This window comes from Sporosarcina sp. FSL W8-0480 (genome assembly GCF_037963765.1).
In the GTDB taxonomy this organism is placed as follows: Bacteria; Bacillota; Bacilli; order Bacillales_A; family Planococcaceae; genus Sporosarcina.
This window is the reverse complement of sequence record NZ_CP150166.1, coordinates 3,033,282-3,054,229: the sequence shown is the minus strand read 5'-3', so window position 1 is coordinate 3,054,229 and position 20,948 is coordinate 3,033,282. Positions and strand designations below refer to the sequence as shown.

The following is a 20,948-nucleotide window of genomic DNA, read 5'->3' as shown; positions in this document are numbered from 1 at the left end:
GTAAAAATGATTGGATTGTCGGAAAGTCAAAAACAAATTATAGATATTGAAAGTATTTTTGAAAATACGAGCATCAATACCTTAGGAATTGTCGCAGATTTTAAGTCGAACTATTCATATGAAGAAATAAATGAAGGACTAAATCATGTGCTCAAAGAGTTGGACGCTTTTCAAATAAGATACATCGAAAAGGATACCGATTTATACCAAACATTTGAAAGCTTTCACTATGAAGACATTCCATTAGTCGAAATTACGACTTGGAATGTATACGAACAGTTTAAAGCGATCCATATGAGTAAGTGTTATTTCAATAAAGGTGGAAAACTGTACGAGATTTATATACTTCATAAACCAAATGGTAAAATGTCTTTTGCGCTTTTTATGCATCATTCTATAGCTGATGCTTGGTCATTAGTCGAGATTTTTTCTAAAAAACTACGTCAATATATGCTGCGTATTGAGGTTGAGGAGGATCCTGAAGCCTCTTTTGAAGAATACATTAAAAAGGAGCATGAAGAAAAGGACTCGAAAAGAAAGCAAAAAAGTAAAGAGTATTGGACTCGGCTTTTAGAAAAATTCGATAGTGTCAATCAATACCCTAAAGCATCTTCAATTGAAGACCTGAAAAGTAGAAGAATGTCATTTAACGTAGACGAAGAAGAAACAAAATCCATCGTTACAGGCGCAGAAAACTGTGGTGTTTCATTACCCGTTTTATTTCTTAGTTCCCTAATTTTACTTAACTCCTATGAAAAACAAACTGATTCCATCTCTCTTGGAGTGGCTGTATTAGGTAGGAAGAAAAGGGATAGGAAGATATTTGGAGAGTTTGTTCATTTATTACCACTATTAGCTACTATCGATAAAGATATGAATGCCAAAGAATTTTTGTTGGACATTCAACAGAAACAAACAAGTATGCTTAGACACTCATCGTATACCTATAATGACATCAATGAGTATATGAACAGGCATTTGAAGAAAGATTTAAATCTATTAGAGATTGGCTATTCATATCAGAATGCGAATTATGATTCTGAACTCACATCCGTTTTAGACAATATTGAGTGGTTAAATAGTAGTCATCAGTACAATGCTTTAACCGTTCATGTAAGTGATCGGTCAAAGGAAAATGAGCTCAGCATAGATTATGATTACAGAATTTCATTGTTTGACGAAGAGGATATTGAAAGAATGCATGACAGGTTAGTCTATATTGTTAAGCAGTTAATAGAGGCCGCTAACAAGTCAATATCCATTTCTGATATGAACATTTTACCACCAATGGAACAGAACAAGATTTTACTTGAGTTTAATAAAACTCCGGACAACATATCTAAAGATGAAACCATTGTTTCGGTATTTGAAAAACAGGTTTTTAGCTATCCCGATAAAGTTGCCATTGCGTATCGGGATCAGCGACTAACTTATCCCGAGTTAAATAAGATGGCTAATCAGATAGCATTTACATTAAGAAAGAATGGAATAAAATCCAATGACTTGGTCGCCATTGTTGGAAATAAAGGAATTGAAATTATTGCCGGTATATTAGGAGTCCTAAAATCGGGGGCTGCCTATATACCAATCGACTCAAAATACCCAAAGACTCGAATTGAATATATGTTAGAGGATAGCAATCCTAAACTAGTTCTCTGTACCGAAGAGCTTGGATATACAAGTAGAAAACAAATAAATTTAAATGATGACACGGTCTATACGGAAGAGATAGATACTGTTGATATTAAACCAGAGTCCCTCGCTTATATCATATATACATCAGGCACTACAGGACAGCCTAAGGGAGTAATGATTGAACATCATAATGTTGTCAATCTTTCTAAACACCATCGTAACCATTATGAGATAGATGATAAAGATTCTATCTTGCAATTTGCAAACCTATCATTTGATGCTGCAGTTTGGGAAATTATAATGGCATTATTTCATGGTGGAACGCTTGTCTTAACGGATGACGAAATTATAGAAGACCCGCAACTATTTAGCAATTATGTTAGGGAAATGGGAGTTACGGTGGTGACCTTGCCTCCGCAATATTTCTTGTTAACAGAATTGGATACAGTGCGGCTCATTATAACTGCAGGTTCTGAATCCAATCCACATGTACTGAACCATGTAAAACAAGGAATAGATTATGTAAATGCTTATGGCCCAACGGAGTCCACAGTCTGTGCGACCGATTTCTTTATCAGGTCAGATGAAAGAGCAAATTATAAATCAGTGCCTATTGGAAAACCTACTTTTAATACCCAAATATATATTCTGCAGGGTACGAACCTTTGTGGAATCCGTATGCCGGGCGAACTTTGCATCGCAGGGGGAGGCGTGGGAAGGGGTTACCTAAATAGAGTTGAGCTAACAGAAGAAAAGTTTATAGACAATCCTTTCGGCGAAGGGAAACTTTATAGAACTGGAGATTTGGCGCAATGGCTTCCGGATGGAAACGTTGAATACATCGGTCGTATTGATGATCAAGTGAAAATTAGAGGATATAGGGTCGAATTAGGCGAAATCGAATCCTGTATTAGACATGATCATACGATTAAAGATGTTGCCGTCGTAGTTCAAGAATATGAGAATGATAAGAAAATCCATGCTTTCATTGCGTTTAAAACAGATAGTATAGAGGCTGATTTGAATCGGGTTAAAAATACTATTAGACAACAGGTTCCAGAATATATGGTCCCAAGTTTTTGGCATAACGTTGAAGATATTCCTAAGACAAGAAATGGCAAAGTGGATCATAAAGCACTATTATTGCTGGCGAATAGCGAAGAAAGGGAATTCATCGCACCAAAGACATCTTTGGAAAAGAAACTTTGCAGTATTTATATGAAGCTTTTAAATAGAGATCGAATCGGCATAACAGATAATTTCTTTGAATTAGGCGGACACAGTATTCTTGCAATGGAACTTGTGAATTTAATCAAACAAGAAATAGGTAAGGATGTGAAAATATCGGATGTGTTTAAGCATCCGGTTGTTGAGGACCTTGCTTTCTTTATGAATTCCGTTGAGAATTTGAATTTCTATCCTATACCACTTGCTGAAATGAAAATGAGTTACCCAATGATTTCATCTGCAAAGAGAATGTATGTATTGCAAGAGGTTAATCCAGATTCCTTAGCTTATAATATGCCTTTTGGAATCGAAGTTAAAGGGAACTTTGATACGGAGCTCTTTTCAGCGGTATTTCAAAAACTCATTGAGCATCACGAAATTTTGAGAACGAGTTTCCATATAGAGGATGGAGAGTATATTCAAAGGATTTCTCAAACGGTGGACGCTGATATAAGAATTTTGGATGGAGGACTATCCAAAAAACAGCTTATGCAAGAGTTTGTCAGGCCTTTTGAGTTGAATAAAAACCGATTAGTCAGATTAGGCTTAGTGAAATTATCGGAGAGCCATGGCTATTTACTGTTTGATACCCACCATATCGTTTCCGATGCTGTAAGTATTAATCTATTTATGGAAGAATTTATAGCTTTGTGTAATGGCGGAGAGTTAGAGAAACAGGTCATTCAATATAAGAATTACAGTGAATGGTTTAATACAAGGGATTTGCAAGCCCAAAAGGATTATTGGCATAACATCTATAAAACCAAACCTGAAGCTTTACATTTACCTTACGATGCCAAAAGGCCGATGATCAAAACCTTTAATGGTGATCGAATTACGATTGATCTCCAAGAAGACGTAACTGCAAAAATAAGAAGATTTGCAAACGAGAATCACTTGACCGATTATATGATTCTCCTTGGTGGACTTATGATCACCCTTCATAAATACAGTCATCAGGAAGATATCGTAATCGGAAGTCCGATGTTTGGAAGGACACATAAGGATGTCGAAAAGGCGTTAGGGATGTTCGTGAATACGTTAGCGATGCGTGGCTATCCAAATGCGGAAAAAACTATTAAAGATTTTCTTGATGAGGTAAAGGAACATTGCATGGGGGCATACGAAAACCAAGAATATCCTTTTGAGGAATTAGTGGATGAAGTAGTGGATAAAAGGGATCCAAGTAGGAATCCATTATTCGATGTGTCTTTTACACTGCAAAATGCAGCTGAATTCAAATTTGAGTTAAATACTATGAGCATCGAAGACGTTTTCACTGCTGACCCTCTATCGAAATTTGATATCGATATAGAAATGTCCTTGAAAGATGGAACGTACAAGCTGAATTGTATTTATAATACGGATTTATTTAAACGCGAGAGTATTGAATTGATGATGAATCGGTACATCAAACTACTTTCGGGTATAACAGCTGACACGGAGCAGAAAATTGAAGAACTGGACTCACTAATCCACGATGAATTTAATGTGATCACTAGTGAATTCAATCGTAGTGAAAGAAATTATGATGAGGTCAGTGTGAAGCAAATCTTTGAAGAAATGGCGGATAAATTCCCGACGAAAACTGCCATTGTATTTGAAGACAAGGAAATGACCTATGCTGAATTAAATAATAGGGCTAATGAATTGGCTCATGAACTATTGGAAAAAGGTGTTGCGCAGGAAGAGCCGGTTGTTATTCTTTCAGAACGATCTCTGCAGTTAATCGTCGGAATATTAGGCGTTTTGAAGGCGGGGGCAAGCTATGTTCCGATTGACCATACGTATCCGAAAGAACGTATAGATTTCATAGTCGAAGATGTAGGGGCAAAAACTGCCTTGTTAGGCGAATTTGATTATGAATTTGAAAAACAACTAACAAAGATTAACTTGAAAGATCATAATAATTATCGAAATAGCACCAATCCAAATCTGAATTTGGAAGGCAATCACCTAGCCTACATCATGTACACTTCTGGAACAAGTGGAAAGCCAAAAGGTAGTCTTATTGAGCATAAAAGTATCATTCGTTTGGTGAAAGAACCCAACTTCATCACATTCAATGAAGAAACAAGAATTCTTCAGACAGGATCAATTGCTTTTGATGCATCAACATTTGAGTTTTTCGGTTGTTTATTAAACGGCGGAACATTGTATTTAGAAACTCAAGATACGTTGACAGATGTAAACAAACTATCAAGATCTTTAAAAGAAAATAAAATAAATACGCTTTGGATGACATCAAGCCTGTTCAATCAAATGTTAGATATAAAAGCCGATATGTTTGAGCACTTGGAGAATTTGTTCGTAGGTGGAGAAGAACTATCTGTTAGTCATGTAAGGAAATTTAAATCATTGTATCCTAATATAAAAATCATCAATGGATATGGTCCGACAGAGAATACAACGTTTACAACGACCTATGAGATACCGAACGATTTCGATACCATCCCAATCGGAAAGCCTATTAGCGGTACACAAGTTTATGTACTGAACGGGGACAAGCTTTGTGGCATTGGTGTTCCTGGAGAATTATGCATTACAGGATCAGGTGTTAGTAGAGGTTATTTAAATCGGGACGATCTCAATAAGGAAAAGTTCGTGGACAACAAATTCGGCAAAGGGAAAATGTATAGAAGCGGAGACTTGGTAAGATGGCTGCCGGACGGAAATATAGAGTACTTAGGCAGAATCGATCAGCAAGTGAAAATAAGGGGCTACCGAGTTGAATTACAGGAGATCGAGGAAGTTTTCAACAAACAAGCGGGAATAAAGGAAACGGTAGTCATCGCAAAGGAAGTAGGCGAAGGGGATAAAGCCCTTTATGCATACGTGGTAATGGAGGAGAAAGAATCAACGGATATAGCTGCAATAAGAGAAGGTTTAAGAAAAGAATTACCTGAATACATGATACCTTCCTATATTATGGCGATAGACGAGATCCCTTTGACTGTAAATGGGAAAGCGGATAAAAACGCTTTGCCGGATATCGGATTCGAAAGGCAAGAAGAATTCATTGCCCCTACATCTGATATTGAAATAATGGTAGCCACGACATTTGAAGAAGTATTAAATAGAGAACCTGTTGGACTAAATGATAGCTTCTTTGAGTTAGGTGGAGATTCAATTAAAGCAATTCAAGTATCTTCTATTGTAAGAGAACTTGGATACAGACTTTCCATAAAAGATATTATGAACTATCAAACGGTGGGATCCATTTGCAATGCAAACGTTGTTGTAAAAGAAATAGAGGAATATAGTCAGGATTCATTGTCCGGGGAAATTCCTTTATCACCTATCCAAAGTAGATTCCTTCAATTGGACTTGAAAAATCCAAATCACTTCAATCAATCCATAGTTCTTGAAGTGGAATCACCTTTAAATGGAGATATTTTAAAGGCTGCAATACAGAAAATCGTGAAACATCATGACATGTTACGAGTTGTATATGATCCCCGTCAAAGGATTACAGCAATTGGTGAGAAAGAGGGGTTGTGCGCCTTCAGTGAAGTATTTATTGAAGATGACTCAACCGAAGAAATTGAGAGAGTGATGAAATACGAGCAAAGCACAATGGATATACAAAATGGACCATTGCTTCATGCAGTATTATTTCATGCTAAAACGAAGGATTATTTGATGGTCTGTGCACATCATCTAGCGGTGGACGGTGTTTCCTGGAGAATAATAGTGGTGGACATCTTTACCGTTTATAATCAGTTGGCCGCAAATAAGCAAGTTGAATTGCCTAAAAAGACAGCCTCGTACTTGGATTGGGTGGAAAGCTTAATGGAATTTGGACAAAGCCATCTAAGTCAACAAGATGAAAAACATTGGAAAGAGATAGTGTATGAAGGGAGATTCACAGACAGATTATTTGGTACAGCCAAAACTGAAGAAGAGTACATTGGTAAAAAGAGATTAGGCGTATTTAGTGTTGAGATGTCTAAAGAAAAGTGCACCCAAATGATCATGCAGTATCATAGGATTTTTGGGATTGAAACTGATGAATTCTTTATAACCGCATTAAATATAGCCTTGAAAAAGTGGAGGAATACGTCAAGTTATATACTGGAGTTAGAATCTCACGGAAGAGAAGAACTTAATGAAAACATTAATATTAATAGAACAGTAGGCTGGTTTACAACTATATATCCAATGATTTTAAAGCCTAATTTATCTATTAATGATGCAATAGTGGACGTCAGAAGGAGCTTTTTAAAGGTTCCAAACCAAGGAATTTCCTATGGAATACTGAGATATCTACATCATGACGAGTCATTAACGGTCGATGCAGATATAATCTTTAACTTCTTAGGAGAAACCACGCTTGAAAATCACGAATTAAAAGGCATAGCATTTTCGGACAGGTTCAATCAATTCGATATTGCTGACGAGAATCAATTATTCCACCCTCTGACAATAAATGGAGCATATGTTAAGGACAAGGTCGTATTCACAAATTATTACGATCATCAATTCATAAGTAAGGCAGATATGGAGAGTTTTGAAAAACACTTTTTAAGTGCCATAGAAGAGCTTTATAAATTTGCCAATTCCGAACAAATGCCTAAAGAAAGAGTGAATTTGATAGAAGAAGTAAGCAGTGTTGAGTTATTAGATGATGAAATTGATTTATTAAATCAGTTAATGGAAGGAATAGGGGCAAATGATTAAAAGGGGGAGAATGACTACAAGTACAGTAGGGGTCCCTTTCAGTAATGGGAGAAAGTTGAAAGGCTATATATATGAAAATAATAGAGTCATGTATAGTTTCGCGGTATTTTTCTCAATCATCTCCTACCTTTTAAGTGTAGGTGTAGCCCTTATTTTACAGCAGTTTATAGACAAAGGTATTGAGGAAGGGCTTCAGGCATTATATGGCTTGATCATAATTTCGGCCATCTATATTTTAGTGAATATCTCAGTGAATATGTTAGAAATCATTACCGTGAATGGATTTACTAAAAAAGCGATGACGAATTTAAAAAAGATCGTAACGGAAAGGATTCTTGGTTTAAAAATAAAGGATTTTAACAGTGAGAAAACCGGAAACTATATTTCCATATTGAATAACGATATGACGATTATAGAAGAAGATTATATTCGAGGGACCATTCGTCTAATTTCACAAAGTGTAATGATCGTCTTCGGCATCGCTCTTATGTTTTACATCAGCTGGATATTAGCGATATGTGTATTGGTATCCTGCGTACTTCCTTTGATTGTTTCAGCCATTTTTAATAGGAAGTTAGTTAGTGCCCAAAACAATGTTGCTAAAAATAACGGTATATTTACTTCATTTATTAAAGATATTTTTTCCGGATACCCGGTTATAAAGAGCTTTAATATTGAAAAGGAGATACTTAATCTATCTGAAGGAAAAGCAGAACAACAGGAGGATGCTAAGAAGAAGTATCAAGTATTGCTTGGGATTGTAATGTCCTTAACTCAAAACAGCACTGTGATAATTGTGTTAATCCTTTTTATTGCAGGTGCATGGTTGACGATAGAGGGGCAAATGACAATCGGTGGAATCCTTGCCTTTGTACAGCTTCTTAACAATGTAACTGCTCCTATTAATGATGTTGTTTCATCCGTAGCAAAAAGAAGTGCCAGCTTACAGTTGTTAAGAAATTCCGATGAGTTATTGAATAAGGAAGCATCATCTGGTCTTAAAATTCAAAAAACAAATTTAGAGCATAGTATTCGAGTTGAAAATTTGAGCTTCTCATTTAAGACTGATGAACAGAATACTTTGGAAAACATTAATTTGGTTTTTGAGAAAGGGAAAAGATATGCGGTCGTCGGTCTGAGTGGGAGCGGAAAATCCACATTACTAAAAATTTTGGCAGGCTATTATGATTCCTATGAAGGAAATATCTTTATAGATGATGTTGAAATTCGTGATGTGGATGAGAAAGCATTGACGCAACTCTATAGTATGGTTCAACAAGATACATTTGTTTTTGACGATAGTATTGAAGAAAATATTAAGCTTTATAAAGAATGGCCGGATGAACAAGTTAAACTTGCAACAAAAAACGCTATTATGGATTCCTTCCTTGAAGAAAGAGGGGGCATAAAAGCTCGATGCGGTGAGGGAGGCGCCGAATTATCAGGCGGTGAGAGGCAAAGAGTTTCAATTGCGAGGGCATTGTTGAAGCAGCCACCAATACTCCTTATGGACGAGGCTACTTCGGCATTAGACTTAAAGACAACGAGGGAATTAGAGAACTCCCTCAGCAATCTGAAGGGTATGACAAGTATCGCTATCACACACAAAATAGATGAAGAATTACTTGCAAATTATGACTGCATTATCATGTTGAAAGACGGAAAGGTTTCCGAAATGGGTACGATCCATGAGTTAATCCAACAAAGAGGAGAATTTTATTCCCTTTGTAAATTAAGTGATGAACTCGTTGGAGTTTAAAATTAGTGAAATTCAATCAGGGAGGTCAGACTTGAAGAAACTATCACTTTTCTGTTTACCTTATGCAGGAGCTTCAGCCACGATTTATTATAAATTAAAGTCATATTTAAACGAGGACATCAACTTGGTACCAATCGAGTTACCGGGGAGAGGGTCAAGATTTGATGAAGAATTATTAACTTCTATCGACGAAGTGGTGGACGATGTAGTCGATCAGATTAAGTCTAAAGTTAGTAAAGAAGATCAGTATATGATATTAGGTTATAGCTTTGGCAGCTTATTAGCCTATGAAGCAAGCAAAAGATTGGAACAACACCCTGAACATCTATTTTTGGCGGCCTTTCAGCCGCCAATATATGAAATGTCCTCTGACTTATTGGGGTTAAAAGACGAAGAATTTATTCAGGAATTAGTGAAGAGAGGCGGAATAGAAGCTGATTTAACAAAGGATATGAGTATACTGAAATACTTTATTCCGATAATGAGGGCGGATTTTGCATCCATTGCAAGCTATCGATTTAATGAGTTGTCTGAAAAGCTGAGTTGCGGTTCTACTATACTTTATACCGAAGAAGATGAACATAGTGACAACATTCATAAGTGGGATGATATTTTTGTTAAGCCTTGTGAGTATAAGTTGTTTACAGGTAATCATTTTTTTATAAAAAGGGATTACGTAAGAATCGCTACGATTATAAATCGTACATCTGCACGATATTTATACCAAAATACACATTAATTAAGCGGAGGGCGATCAAGCAAATGCTAAATCAATTGTATAAACCTAAAAGGGACTGGCGGGAAGTTGAGCTTTGGAAGGATGTACCGGAAGAGAAATGGAATGATTGGATTTGGCAATTGACGAATACGATACGCACTGTCGATGACTTGAAAAAAGTCGTTAATTTGACTCCTGATGAGGTAGAGGGGGTTAGAATTTCAACGAGAACGATTCCGTTGAATATAACGCCGTATTATGCGTCATTAATGAATCCTGATGATCCAAGATGTCCGATTCGGATGCAATCGATTCCGATTTCAGCTGAGATAAATAAAACGAGTTATGATTTAGAGGATCCTCTTCACGAGGATGAGGATTCTCCAGTTCCTGGACTCACGCACCGTTATCCAGATAGAGTTTTGTTCCTTGTTACAAACCAATGCTCAATGTATTGCCGTTACTGTACGAGGCGTAGATTTTCTGGACAAATCGGTATGGGAGTTCCCAAAAAACAAATTGATAAAGCCATTCAGTATATAAGAGAAACACCTGTAGTTCGTGATGTTCTTATATCAGGTGGGGACGGTTTGCTCATTAATGACAGATTATTGGAATATATCTTGAAAAATTTGCGAGATATTCCACATGTGGAAATTATCCGTATCGGTACAAGAGCACCGGTTGTTTTTCCGCAAAGAATCACAGAGAACTTATGCAATATATTGAAAAAGTATCATCCGGTATGGTTGAATACGCATTTCAATACCTCAGTTGAGATTACAGAGGAATCTAAAAAAGCTTGTGAAATGTTGGCAGACGCTGGTGTTCCATTAGGAAATCAATCCGTTATTTTGGCAGGGATCAATGATAGCGTCACTATTATGAAGAAGCTTATGCATGATTTGGTTAAAATCCGAGTTCGACCATATTATATTTATCAGTGTGACTTGTCGGAAGGAATCGGACATTTTAGAGCACCGATTTCGAAAGGAATTGAAATTATTGAGGGGTTAAGAGGGCATACATCTGGTTATGCTGTACCAACTTTTGTTGTCGACGCACCTGGGGGCGGCGGTAAAATTCCAGTGCAGCCGAATTATATTATTTCCCAAGGCGGGGAGAAAGTGATTCTTCGAAACTTTGAGGGGGTCATCACTTCCTATCCAGAACCACAATTTTATGTTCCAGGCCAAGCAGATGATTACTTCAATGAACTATATAATTTGGAAGACACGGCGAGGACAGTTGGGATTGCAGCTTTAATGAATGATGAGGTAAAGACATTATCTCCTGAAAACTTAGAACGTAATATTCGTAGAAAGGTCTATGAATCGGATCCTGAGCATGTAAGCCTCAAAGATGGTCGTGAAAAAAGGGATAAGATGATTGAAAAGCAATGGCAAGCACAACAAAAAGAACCTGTACATCAATGAATGGGGGGATTTGAAGTGGAATGTATGTGGTGCGAATCAAGTGAAATATTGATAACAAAGCAAACTGCCGCGTGGGAGTTACCAATAGGTAATCGAGCAATTGAAATTACATCAATTCCATCTATTGAATGTTTGGATTGTGGAATGATTTATCAAGAAGACTCCGTTCACGAAGAAATCGAAGATCAATTATATCTCATTGACACGAGTAAGATAGAATCAAGTGTCTCATATGAAGATTTAATGGCACAACCAAGATTATTGAAGAAAAACTACTTTAAAGTTTAATCATTTGGAATTATGAATTATTTAGGTGCCTGTGCAAGGTTGAATTCAGTTAATACACTACAATTGCATAAATATAAATATGTAAGGTGATACCTACAATATCTACTTTGTATTTATGTATATTCATGCAAATTGGTTGAATTATCATGAATGTTTCTTGCACAGGTACCTTTACAATTCAACTAACGAAAATAAGGCTGTCCAGAAAGCCGGAAACCGACTTTCTGTGACAGCCTTAAGTTTTTATATGTTACTTGGCATTCTCGTCAGGTTGATGAATTCCAAACACATTGCCTTCGGTGTCGATATAATACCCTTGCCACGCCATACCGGGTAGCGCGTATTTTGGCATAGCGACAGTGCCGCCATTTGCCAAAATCTTCTCTTCCGTTGCATCGTAATTCTCCACACCCATCGTACAAGCGAAGCCGTTCATGGCTTGTCCCACTTCAGGCGGAGCACTTTGCCGCTGCATTAATGCTCCATTGATGCCAGGTTCACTATCATCGCCAGTCACTGCCCCGAAGTAGGGCATCCCAGCAAAATCGCTCCAATCCTGGAAATCCCATCCGAAAACTTTCCCATAAAACCCCTTCGCCCGCTCCATGTCATCAACGTGAATCTCGAAATGAACTAATCTCCCCATAACTTCCTCCCGTTTCTTGTTATTCCATTTTAGAATAATTTTACTTATTCGATTAATTATAGCATTGCTTGGTGTTTGTGAACAAATTGTCACAGAGTTATTGATAGCAGACTTTATTTTTTATTATGCTGTATGGTCATCGGATAAGGAATAATAGACAATATATTGATCAACTATAACTTTATATGTTCCTTCCCACCCTGATTGATTAGAAGGGATACTGGTTTTTATAAGGGAAACCCTATCTTGAATTTTAGTGACAAGATCTTTTTTATATTCTTGTGTTTCAATCAATGAAAAGTGTCTGCTCTGAATGGATTGAAACACTTCCAAGGCCTGTTGGGTCCATAGTACTTTCATTTACAAATCACCTTGTTCAATCATTGAGGGGAATAGTGAATTTGTCGACGAATCGTTCCAATCGTACGTTGATCAATGGCTTTATTTATCAACCATCGTGAAATTGGACCGGAGAAGTGTGGAAAGGATTATCAAGGAGTTATCCAATCCTGAAGCTGAAGAGAAAAATGAACTATCGGGTCCGTTGGAGGCTGTTCAATGGAAAAATGGAATCCATATCAAGAAATCGGGGCTTCCTTCCTCATTATTAACAAAGCTTCATGATGCTGCGTCCTTTCATAATCCAGAATTTTATAAGCGGCAAGCAAGAAGACATTCGACTTATGGTGTTGAAAAGAAGATTGTATGCGCGGAAACGAATGATATCCATATGATTGTCCCAAGGGGATGTGTGGAAGAGGTTAGGGGAATATTTGAATCCTTTAAGGTAGGGCTGGAAATTGCGGATCAGCGAAATGAAGGAGACCCGATCGATGTTGCATTACGAGGGGAATTACGACCGCAGCAGCAGGAGGCTGTGCAAAAGATGTTGGAGCAGCTATCGAACTTTTTAGGTGTTTCAAAGGAGGAAATCGGCCAAATCGGAGGGGGAAAACGGAAGCAAACGGCAATGATCGATGTAGCCATGATGCAATCGTTGTCAAGACAAGGTGGGGTAGATCCGGTTGTAACGCAATACGGGCAAGTGATTGTGGACGAATGCCATCATTTGTCGGCTTTCACATTTGAAAAAGTAATGAAACAAATTCGGGCAAAGTTTGTCTATGGGCTAACGGCGACACTGAAGCGAAAAGATGGATTGCATCCGATTATTACAATGCAGTGTGGGCCAATTATCTATAAAGCGGATGCAAAAGACCAGGCGAAGATACGCCCTTACAACCACCGGGTTATTGTTAGAAATACAAAATTCATGACGAAAATGGAAAAACTTCTGGAGATTTGTAATGAGCTAATTGTGAATGAAGCGCGGAATGAACGTATATTTAATGACGTGCTGTTAGAGTTGGAGGAGGGAAGAACGCCGTTGATTCTAACAGAGAGAGTACAACACGTGAAGGACCTACATAAGCAGTTCAAAGGGTTCGTGAAGAATATTGTAGTCTTATCCGGGAATATGAAGATTTTTGGTTTACCATAAAACCTTCATTCCGTTCTTCAATGGTCACATGGTCTAATATTTGGGCTTATTTCAAGGCATTTTTCACAAGTTCCAATATAACGGCATAGTCGTTTCGTGCCGAATCATCATTAAGGTAGTTAACTGGTTGCATAAATTCCACCCCATTTTTTAATGTTAATCTAATTTTGAGGTGCCAATTTTGAGGTACCTGTGCATGGAACTATTCAGTAAATACACTACAATTGTATAAATATAAATTGTTAGGGTTGTAGGTACGATTCTTATTTGGAATCTATGTATTTTTATTCAAATTGTGTGAATTATCATGAATGTTTCTTGCACAGGCACCTTTACAATTCTTTATTCCAAAGCGGAGCGAGTAACTTCACGCCTCGGCGGTTTATTGGCAATAGCTTCATGTCCGCAATGAGGTGACTGGTGTACCCGGCTATTCCTGCAACAAGTAGACCTTCGAATGCCCACTCCTGTTGTAAATGATGCAAGATGAATGCATAAAACGCGAGTCCTAAAAGTGAATGAGTGTAGGACCGGTGTGGCAGGAATGACGCGATGACGATATAACTTCCGGCCAACAGGATGCCGATGGACTGATGCATCACAATGCCGAGCCACATCACCATGACTCCGGTTAGTGTTAACATTCTTCGTTGTGTAATGAAATGCGAGATGATGAAAAATAGCAAACCGATCCCCGCGTAAAGAATAATAGAAGGAGAGAAGCCTGTAGTGAAAAACTGATATGCAATCGCGACTAAAGTGCCGATCCCAACGGACTGCATGAGCCATTGAGCAAATTTCTTTGAGAGAGTGATCCGATTGCTTGCCAACCCATTTGTATCCAGGTCGGGGACTAACGCTGATACGCCTCCGATAAGCGAAGAGACCACTATTGTATATAAATCAGGCTGCATCTGATATCCTGCTATTGCTCCGGCTGCGGCGCCGATAGCTGCGTGTGAACTTCCTTTCATCTGAAAACCTCTCTTGTTGTGTAATCCTTTTATTATCTCTTATTGGGAAGGGGTGGGCAATATTTTTAAGGTGCCTGTGCAAGGTTGAATTCAGTTAATACACTACAATTGCATAAATATAAATATGTGAGGCTGCACCTACAATATTCACTCTTTATTTATGTATATTTATTCAAATTGGTTGAATTATCATGAATGTTTCTTGCACAGGCACCTTTACAAACAAACAGTGTCATGTGCTGAGTTTGATTCATAGATTAGGGTAGAGGGGATTAGTACGAGAAAACCGCACCCGCTTGCTGGTTGGCGTGGGGCGCGGTTGTTATTCTGGGTAGTATAGAGACATAGTTTTCCTTTTTGCCTTACAGTATGTCTAATTGGACAATTAATGCCAATAAGACCTGTAGTAAAAGTTGCAAGGATATTGCCACATCGATATCTTCCGTAATAACTTCAATATCACGGGAGTTAACGATGTACATTCTTTGGCGGTTGGACTGTCGGATAGTCGCTCTTTCCAATAATTCTGCTGTTACGCGCTCCGCTCTTGAGGCGTCGGCAATCGAGATGTTGACAACAATGGCGATTGCAACCTGCAAAGCTGCTTGCAGGGATGCTGCAACTTGTGTGTCCGTCGTGTGGACGGAAACGTTGCTGGAGTCGCGAATTAAAATTAATTCATTGGAAATTTGGTCGATATCCGAGAAAAGACCCGCTTCAGCCCCAGTGTTAGAATTTCTGTTTCTGGATGAGAAGATCGGATGCTCGGCATCAGGGTCCAAGGCAGACCACCTACCTTGAGAACGTGAACGACAATATTCATATTCATCGTCATCGTAATAGGACATTTATTTTCCCCTCCTTTCTTTATCTCTTCTTATTAGATGTTCAAAACTTTTGTTGAGTTGGACAATCATCTGGTTTTATTCATTTTTTCCTCTTTCCTTATTCATTCTTCTTTGAATGAATGCTTCCCGTAGCGGATTTACCTGTCCCGCATTTTTTTCTTCTGTCTTAGGCATTTTTTGAGTTTTTTTCGACTCAAGGTATTCATCTACCTGGGCTTTTAGCTGTTCTGCTGTCTTCCGTAACTGTGCACGCTGTTCTTTCGTTATTTGCAATTTTGCTTTTTCGATATCAACGTTATGCTTGGACAATAAGTTAGCAACATACATTTCCATTAACTGATCGGACAGTCCTTTTAGTTGTCGAGCGTCTTTCTTTTCCTCCATTCAAATCACCTCCTTTTGCACTCTCAAGTATGTATATTCCAAGTTCAGCAACTTTGGAAGGGCAGCTATACATGTGAGAAGGAATAGAATGTTTGCTGCACAGGCACCTTTACAAAGTATCTTTTCAAATTTCTATTTGCTTATTTCCTAATATGATATATAATGACTTTATTAATTTTCGTAAATTAACTATAAATAACTCTTAAAAAAGACAAAAACTATTAAATCACGAACCGAAGACGAATTAATTTAATTCATTTATAATTATTGTTCGTGTTTTAGGTAAAGGTCAGTAGATCTGGAGGAGGGGCGAAATGGAAAAGATTAATAATAAGTGGATGCGTGCTGTGCTTCCGGCTTTGTTAATTCATTGTAGTATTGGTACGGTTTACTGTTGGTCGCTGTTTAAGGGTGATATTGCCACTTATATGGGGAGATCTGTTGGGGAAGTGGAGTGGGCGTTTAGTATAGCGATTTTTGTTCTTGGGATGTCGGCGGCTTTTGGTGGGAGGCTTGTTGAGAAGGATATACATAAGTCGTCTTTGCTTTCAGCATTGTTTTTTGTTGCCGGGATGGCGGGAACGGGTTTCTTTATTTACCAAAAGTCATTGATCGGTGTTTATATTTCATACGGAGTAATCATGGGGATTGGGCTTGGAATTGGCTATTTGACGCCGGTGAAGACGTTGATGCTTTGGTTTGATAAGCAAAAGGGGTTGGCGACGGGCCTTGCGGTTGCTGGTTTCGGATTGGCAAAGGTGATTGCGAGTCCATTGATGGAAAAGCTTTTGGGGGATAGAAACGTGGAAGGGATTTTGGTGAATCCATCAAATGTTTTTACGATGTTTTATATTTTAGCTGCAATCTATTTAGTGATGATGGTTATTGGACATGTACTATTAAGAAAACCGGCAGGGTATGAGGAAGAAAGCGTTCAAACACGAAACTTTAGTTATAAATTGGCGTTAAAAAATAAAACATTCATCGGAATTTGGCTAATGTTTTATATTAATATTACTTGTGGGTTGGCATTGATTTCGCAGGAAAAAGGGATTTTGGCGTTCATTGGATTTGGGGCAATTGGTTTGGTTAGTTCGTTAACCGCGATTTTCAATGCGGGCGGTCGGATTTTTTTCTCTTCATTGGGAGACCGAATGAAGGATCGAAACTCGATTTATAAGATCATTTTTATTTCATCGATTTCTGCGTTTTTATTAACGATTGTGTTTGATGGGTTAAATAATTCAATCGCGATTCTTATTATTGCTCTGCTTTGCATCATCAATGCAGGGTACGGCGGAGGGTTTTCATCTTTGCCTCCACTGTTATCGGATCGTTTCGGTTTGGACAGTATTTCAACTGTGCACGGTTTGGCATTATCCGCTTGGGCGGTTGCGGGACTGACGGGCAATCAGCTAAGTGCATTTGTTTTGGACAAGACAGATTCCTATGACATGGTGCTGTATGTCATCATGGGGCTCTTCGCGGTTGCGACTTTGATCAGTATACTACTTGTTAAACCTGAGAAAGTTAGCTTGACGGCTGATGGGAAGGAACGGGTGGTAGTTGACATGAAAAAGGATGCGTTGATATAAAAGGTTTTTTTGGTCTTCATGAATTAATTCTTGAATCTAATCTATGAGTTTTGTGATAACATGAAGTGAGAAAACTATGAAGGCAGGTACAATCTTGACACTAATCTACGCTATTATTGATTTCATCCTGCATATTGATGACCATTTAGTTGAGATCATCAAGACCTTTGGCGGATGGTCATACGGAATCCTATTTTTAATCGTATTTGTTGAAACTGGAATTGTAATTTTCCCATTCTTACCTGGAGATTCCTTATTGTTTGCCAGTGGTGCATTAGCCACGAGGGGGGCATTTAACTTTGTTCTCTTAGTCCTCGTCTTTTTTACCGCAGCGGTGCTTGGCGATACTGTGAATTATCATATCGGTAAGAAAGTGGGAACTACCATCTCTTCAAAGAGTTTCATGGGGAAATTAATTAACCAAGAAAAGATGGCTAAAGCTGAGAGTTTCTTCAATAGGCATGGTGGAAAAACGATTGTAATCGCTCGTTTCATGCCATTCATTCGCACGTTCATCCCTTTTGTCGCGGGTGCGAGCCGGATGAACTACCGTTATTTTTTGATTTATAACGTAGTCGGTGCCGTAATTTGGGTTGGGGTTTGTACAACTTTAGGCTATTTTTTCGGCAATATCCCGATTATCAAAGACAATTTTTCAACCGTACTCCTACTCATTATCTTCATTTCCGTGCTGCCGGCAATTATTGGTGTGGTACGCGGACGGATGGGGAAATGAATATTATTAAGGTACCTGTGCAGCGAACTATTCAGTTAATACACTACAATTGTATATATATGAAACTGTGATGTTAGTTATAAGTTGTTTGTTTTTGTAGTATGTATATTTATACAAATTGATTGAATAAATATGAATGTTTCTTACACAGGTACCTTTACAACAATTCCACGAAAAAAAACACCGCAGATGCGGTGCTTTTTCATATATGGAATATCCACACAACAATCGGTCCTAAAACTGAGCCGATGACTGCGCATAATGCCATAGTGACAGAGCTCATCGAAAAGGCGAGTTCGCCGTATTCAGCAGCTTTTGAAGTCCCGATAGCATGTGATGCGCCACCAAGTGCGATGCCTCTGCCAAGGGGGCTATGGATGCGCAATAGCTTAAATATAGTCGGGGCGATGATTGCACCGAAAATTCCAGCGATCATAACACCGACAACCGTTAGAGATGCATTTCCGTCCAGCCCTTTCGCCACTTCAATGGCTACGGGGGTAGTAAGGGATTTTGGGATAAGGAAAAGGGTTAAGTTTTGATTGAGCCTGAATAGTTTAGCGATGAGTGCAACGCTGACCATTCCGGAACTGGCGCCAACCAACACCCCTCCCAAGATAGGAAGTAAGTGATCTCGTAAAAAATGGCGTTGCCTATACAAAGGGTAGGCAAGTGCGACGACGGAAGGCCCTAAAAGGGAGCTGATCCATTGTCCCCCAACCATATACTTGTCGTATGGAATTTGGAATAAAGAGAGCACGATAATAATCATCGTGGTCGCAGTTAGAACAGGTATTAAAAAGGAGAATGAATACCGTTTATATAGTTTCACTGCGGCTAAATAGGCAACGACGGTTAATAAAATCATGAAGAATGCGAGTGTTGCTTGCTGCATTCTTTATCATCCTCTCTTTTAATAGCCTTTTTTCCGAAAAACTGTCCAGCTGTCCCTGTAATTGCAATGGAAATGACTGTACTTATGATGACGGCAAGGATGAATAATGCACCATGTAAAGAAAGTAAGGATGCATAATTCATAATACCGACTGATGCTGGAATGAAAAACAGCATCAATATACTGAGTACAAACCCTGCGCCATTTTCAATCCATTTCACAGGAATTATTTTAAAGCAAAGACAAGTGAAAAGTAACAGAAGCCCAATGATGCTTCCTGGTATAATCAGGTCGAAAAAGTTCTGAATAACCGTTCCGATATATGAAAAAATATATAGAATACAAATCTGTAAAATAATAATGAGAATCCTCATGACGTGTTGTTCCTCCTTCATTTAGAAACAACTTCCTAAGCTGCCGGACAACTAAATTATTATATCATAATTGGATTGCGAAGGTGTCGATGATTGTAAAGGAATTGTAAAGGTACCTGTGTAACACACAATAGAGAATATTCACCGTTTATGCAGTGAAAGTCTATTAAAATCCTGTTATACTGAGTTTTTATGTATTTATATACAACTATATGAATTGTCATAAATGTGTCGTGCACAGGTACCTTTACAAATGAAATCGCGAAAAACAGCCTATCTTCAGGCTTTCCATCATTCATGGTATAATAGTACAGTTAGTTTTCTGCAGCAAGGAGGTATTTTCATAATGAAATTCAATAAAGGGATTGTGTTTGTTTTATTGGGCGCAGCGTGTTTTGGGTTTACGCCAATATTTGCAAAGCTTGGGTTTAGCTATGGGTATTCACTTGGCCAAATTACAATTGCACAAATGTTAATTTCCTTTATATTAATATGGTCTATTACCTTAATTAGACGGTCGAGCTTCAAGGGCCTGACGAAGAAGAATATTTTGCAAATCATGATGACGGGTTGCTTTATCGGATTGACGACCGTTTTTTATTACGCATCGATGCAATACTTACCGGCCTCGTTGGCGATCATTTTAATGTTTCAATTTATATGGATTGGCATCATTTTGGAATGGATCTTCAGCAAAGTAACACCTGCACCAATGACGATCCTATCTATACTTTTAATTCTCATAGGGGTCTTTTTCGCTTCGAACATCATTAACGGGGATATTCAAGGGCTCCCGATTAAAGGGTTTGTATTTGGCATCCTATCCGCATTTACATATGCAGGATTCATATTCTTTAGTGGAAAAGTGGCGGTTAATGTGGATGCGTTGACGCGGAGTTCGGTGATGGTGACAGGGTCATCCGCAATGGTTTTTATCCTGTTCATGCGTGATATACCGACTGTATTTCCACTCGAAGGAAACTTGGTAACAGTGGGTATCGGGGTTTCATTATTCGGTGCTGTCCTTCCACCACTGTTTTACGCAGTAGGAGCACCCTTAATTTCAGGAGGAATCGCGAATATATTAACGTCCATTGAATTGCCGATTACTATCCTTTTAGCGAGCGTCATCTTGTCGGAATTGGTGACACCGCTGCAATGGGTGGGGACTGCAATCATTCTACTCGCAATCATTTTGAATGAACTTGGATCAAATCTTTTTCGGATAAAAAGGCAAATATAAAACACCAGC

The 20,948-nt window shown here is 38.3% G+C and carries 16 protein-coding genes; 9 read left to right on the top strand and 7 right to left on the bottom strand.

Annotated features, from left to right (window positions below; all coding sequences use genetic code 11):
* Nucleotides 1-6: 6 nt before the first annotated feature.
* From NSQ43_RS15580 to NSQ43_RS15560, 5 genes are read left to right on the top strand one after another with little or no spacing between them, the layout of a single operon-like run.
* Complete coding sequence (locus NSQ43_RS15580) at nt 7-7,542, top strand: amino acid adenylation domain-containing protein (RefSeq protein WP_339251668.1); 7,536 nt, start codon at nt 7-9, stop codon at nt 7,540-7,542.
* 10 nt (nt 7,543-7,552) lie between these two features.
* Nucleotides 7,553-9,301, top strand: coding sequence for an ABC transporter ATP-binding protein (locus tag NSQ43_RS15575; protein ID WP_339251666.1), 1,749 nt, complete (start codon nt 7,553-7,555; stop codon nt 9,299-9,301).
* Between the two features lie 31 nt (nt 9,302-9,332).
* A complete protein-coding gene (locus NSQ43_RS15570) occupies nt 9,333-10,040 on the top strand; it encodes a thioesterase domain-containing protein (RefSeq protein ID WP_339251664.1) in 708 nt (235 codons plus the stop codon).
* A 23-nt stretch (nt 10,041-10,063) separates the two neighbouring features.
* Nucleotides 10,064-11,455, top strand: coding sequence for a lysine 2,3-aminomutase (ablA, locus tag NSQ43_RS15565; RefSeq protein ID WP_339251662.1), 1,392 nt, complete (start codon nt 10,064-10,066; stop codon nt 11,453-11,455).
* A 24-nt stretch (nt 11,456-11,479) separates the two neighbouring features.
* Complete coding sequence (locus tag NSQ43_RS15560) at nt 11,480-11,743, top strand: YokU family protein (RefSeq protein ID WP_339251660.1); 264 nt, start codon at nt 11,480-11,482, stop codon at nt 11,741-11,743.
* Between the two features lie 250 nt (nt 11,744-11,993).
* Here the strand turns inward: NSQ43_RS15560 and NSQ43_RS15555 are convergent, their stop codons facing one another.
* Both NSQ43_RS15555 and NSQ43_RS15550 read right to left on the bottom strand, forming a co-directional pair.
* Nucleotides 11,994-12,389, bottom strand: a complete 396-nt coding sequence (locus NSQ43_RS15555) for a VOC family protein (protein ID WP_339251658.1) — start codon at nt 12,387-12,389, stop codon at nt 11,994-11,996.
* Nucleotides 12,390-12,512: 123 nt separating this feature from the next.
* Complete coding sequence (locus tag NSQ43_RS15550) at nt 12,513-12,749, bottom strand: hypothetical protein (protein ID WP_339251656.1); 237 nt, start codon at nt 12,747-12,749, stop codon at nt 12,513-12,515.
* A 118-nt stretch (nt 12,750-12,867) separates the two neighbouring features.
* On the opposite strand from NSQ43_RS15550, the gene NSQ43_RS15545 reads away from it, so the two are divergent.
* On the top strand, nt 12,868-13,890 hold the full coding sequence (locus NSQ43_RS15545) for a DEAD/DEAH box helicase family protein (RefSeq protein ID WP_339251655.1): 1,023 nt from the start codon (nt 12,868-12,870) through the stop codon (nt 13,888-13,890).
* Nucleotides 13,891-14,222: 332 nt separating this feature from the next.
* Here NSQ43_RS15545 and NSQ43_RS15540 read toward each other — a convergent pair whose 3' ends face one another.
* From NSQ43_RS15540 to NSQ43_RS15530, 3 genes are all read right to left on the bottom strand, one after another.
* Nucleotides 14,223-14,864 carry a metal-dependent hydrolase gene (locus NSQ43_RS15540; RefSeq protein ID WP_339251654.1) on the bottom strand — a complete coding sequence of 214 codons (642 nt, stop codon included), beginning with the start codon at nt 14,862-14,864 and terminating at the stop codon, nt 14,223-14,225.
* 362 nt (nt 14,865-15,226) lie between these two features.
* Nucleotides 15,227-15,712 (bottom strand): spore coat protein, encoded by a 486-nt coding sequence (locus tag NSQ43_RS15535; protein WP_339251652.1) that lies wholly within the window; start codon nt 15,710-15,712, stop codon nt 15,227-15,229.
* Between the two features lie 75 nt (nt 15,713-15,787).
* Nucleotides 15,788-16,096, bottom strand: a complete 309-nt coding sequence (locus NSQ43_RS15530) for a hypothetical protein (protein ID WP_339251650.1) — start codon at nt 16,094-16,096, stop codon at nt 15,788-15,790.
* A gap of 314 nt (nt 16,097-16,410) precedes the next feature.
* On the opposite strand from NSQ43_RS15530, the gene NSQ43_RS15525 reads away from it, so the two are divergent.
* On the top strand, nt 16,411-17,691 hold the full coding sequence (locus NSQ43_RS15525; RefSeq protein ID WP_339251648.1) for an OFA family MFS transporter: 1,281 nt from the start codon (nt 16,411-16,413) through the stop codon (nt 17,689-17,691).
* Nucleotides 17,692-17,767: 76 nt separating this feature from the next.
* On the top strand, nt 17,768-18,427 hold the full coding sequence (locus NSQ43_RS15520) for a VTT domain-containing protein (RefSeq protein ID WP_339251646.1): 660 nt from the start codon (nt 17,768-17,770) through the stop codon (nt 18,425-18,427).
* 202 nt (nt 18,428-18,629) lie between these two features.
* On the opposite strand, the gene NSQ43_RS15515 is transcribed toward NSQ43_RS15520, so the two are convergent.
* Together NSQ43_RS15515 and NSQ43_RS15510 are read right to left on the bottom strand one after the other, a co-directional pair.
* Entirely contained in the window at nt 18,630-19,322 is a 693-nt protein-coding gene (locus NSQ43_RS15515; protein ID WP_339251644.1) for an LrgB family protein, read from the bottom strand.
* A complete protein-coding gene (locus NSQ43_RS15510; protein WP_339254951.1) occupies nt 19,292-19,696 on the bottom strand; it encodes a CidA/LrgA family protein in 405 nt (134 codons plus the stop codon). The genes NSQ43_RS15515 and NSQ43_RS15510 overlap by 31 nt, the downstream gene beginning before the upstream one ends.
* Before the next feature lie 346 nt (nt 19,697-20,042).
* Between NSQ43_RS15510 and NSQ43_RS15505 the strand changes: the two genes are divergently transcribed.
* A complete protein-coding gene (locus NSQ43_RS15505) occupies nt 20,043-20,939 on the top strand; it encodes a DMT family transporter (RefSeq protein WP_339251642.1) in 897 nt (298 codons plus the stop codon).
* Nucleotides 20,940-20,948: the final 9 nt, after the last annotated feature.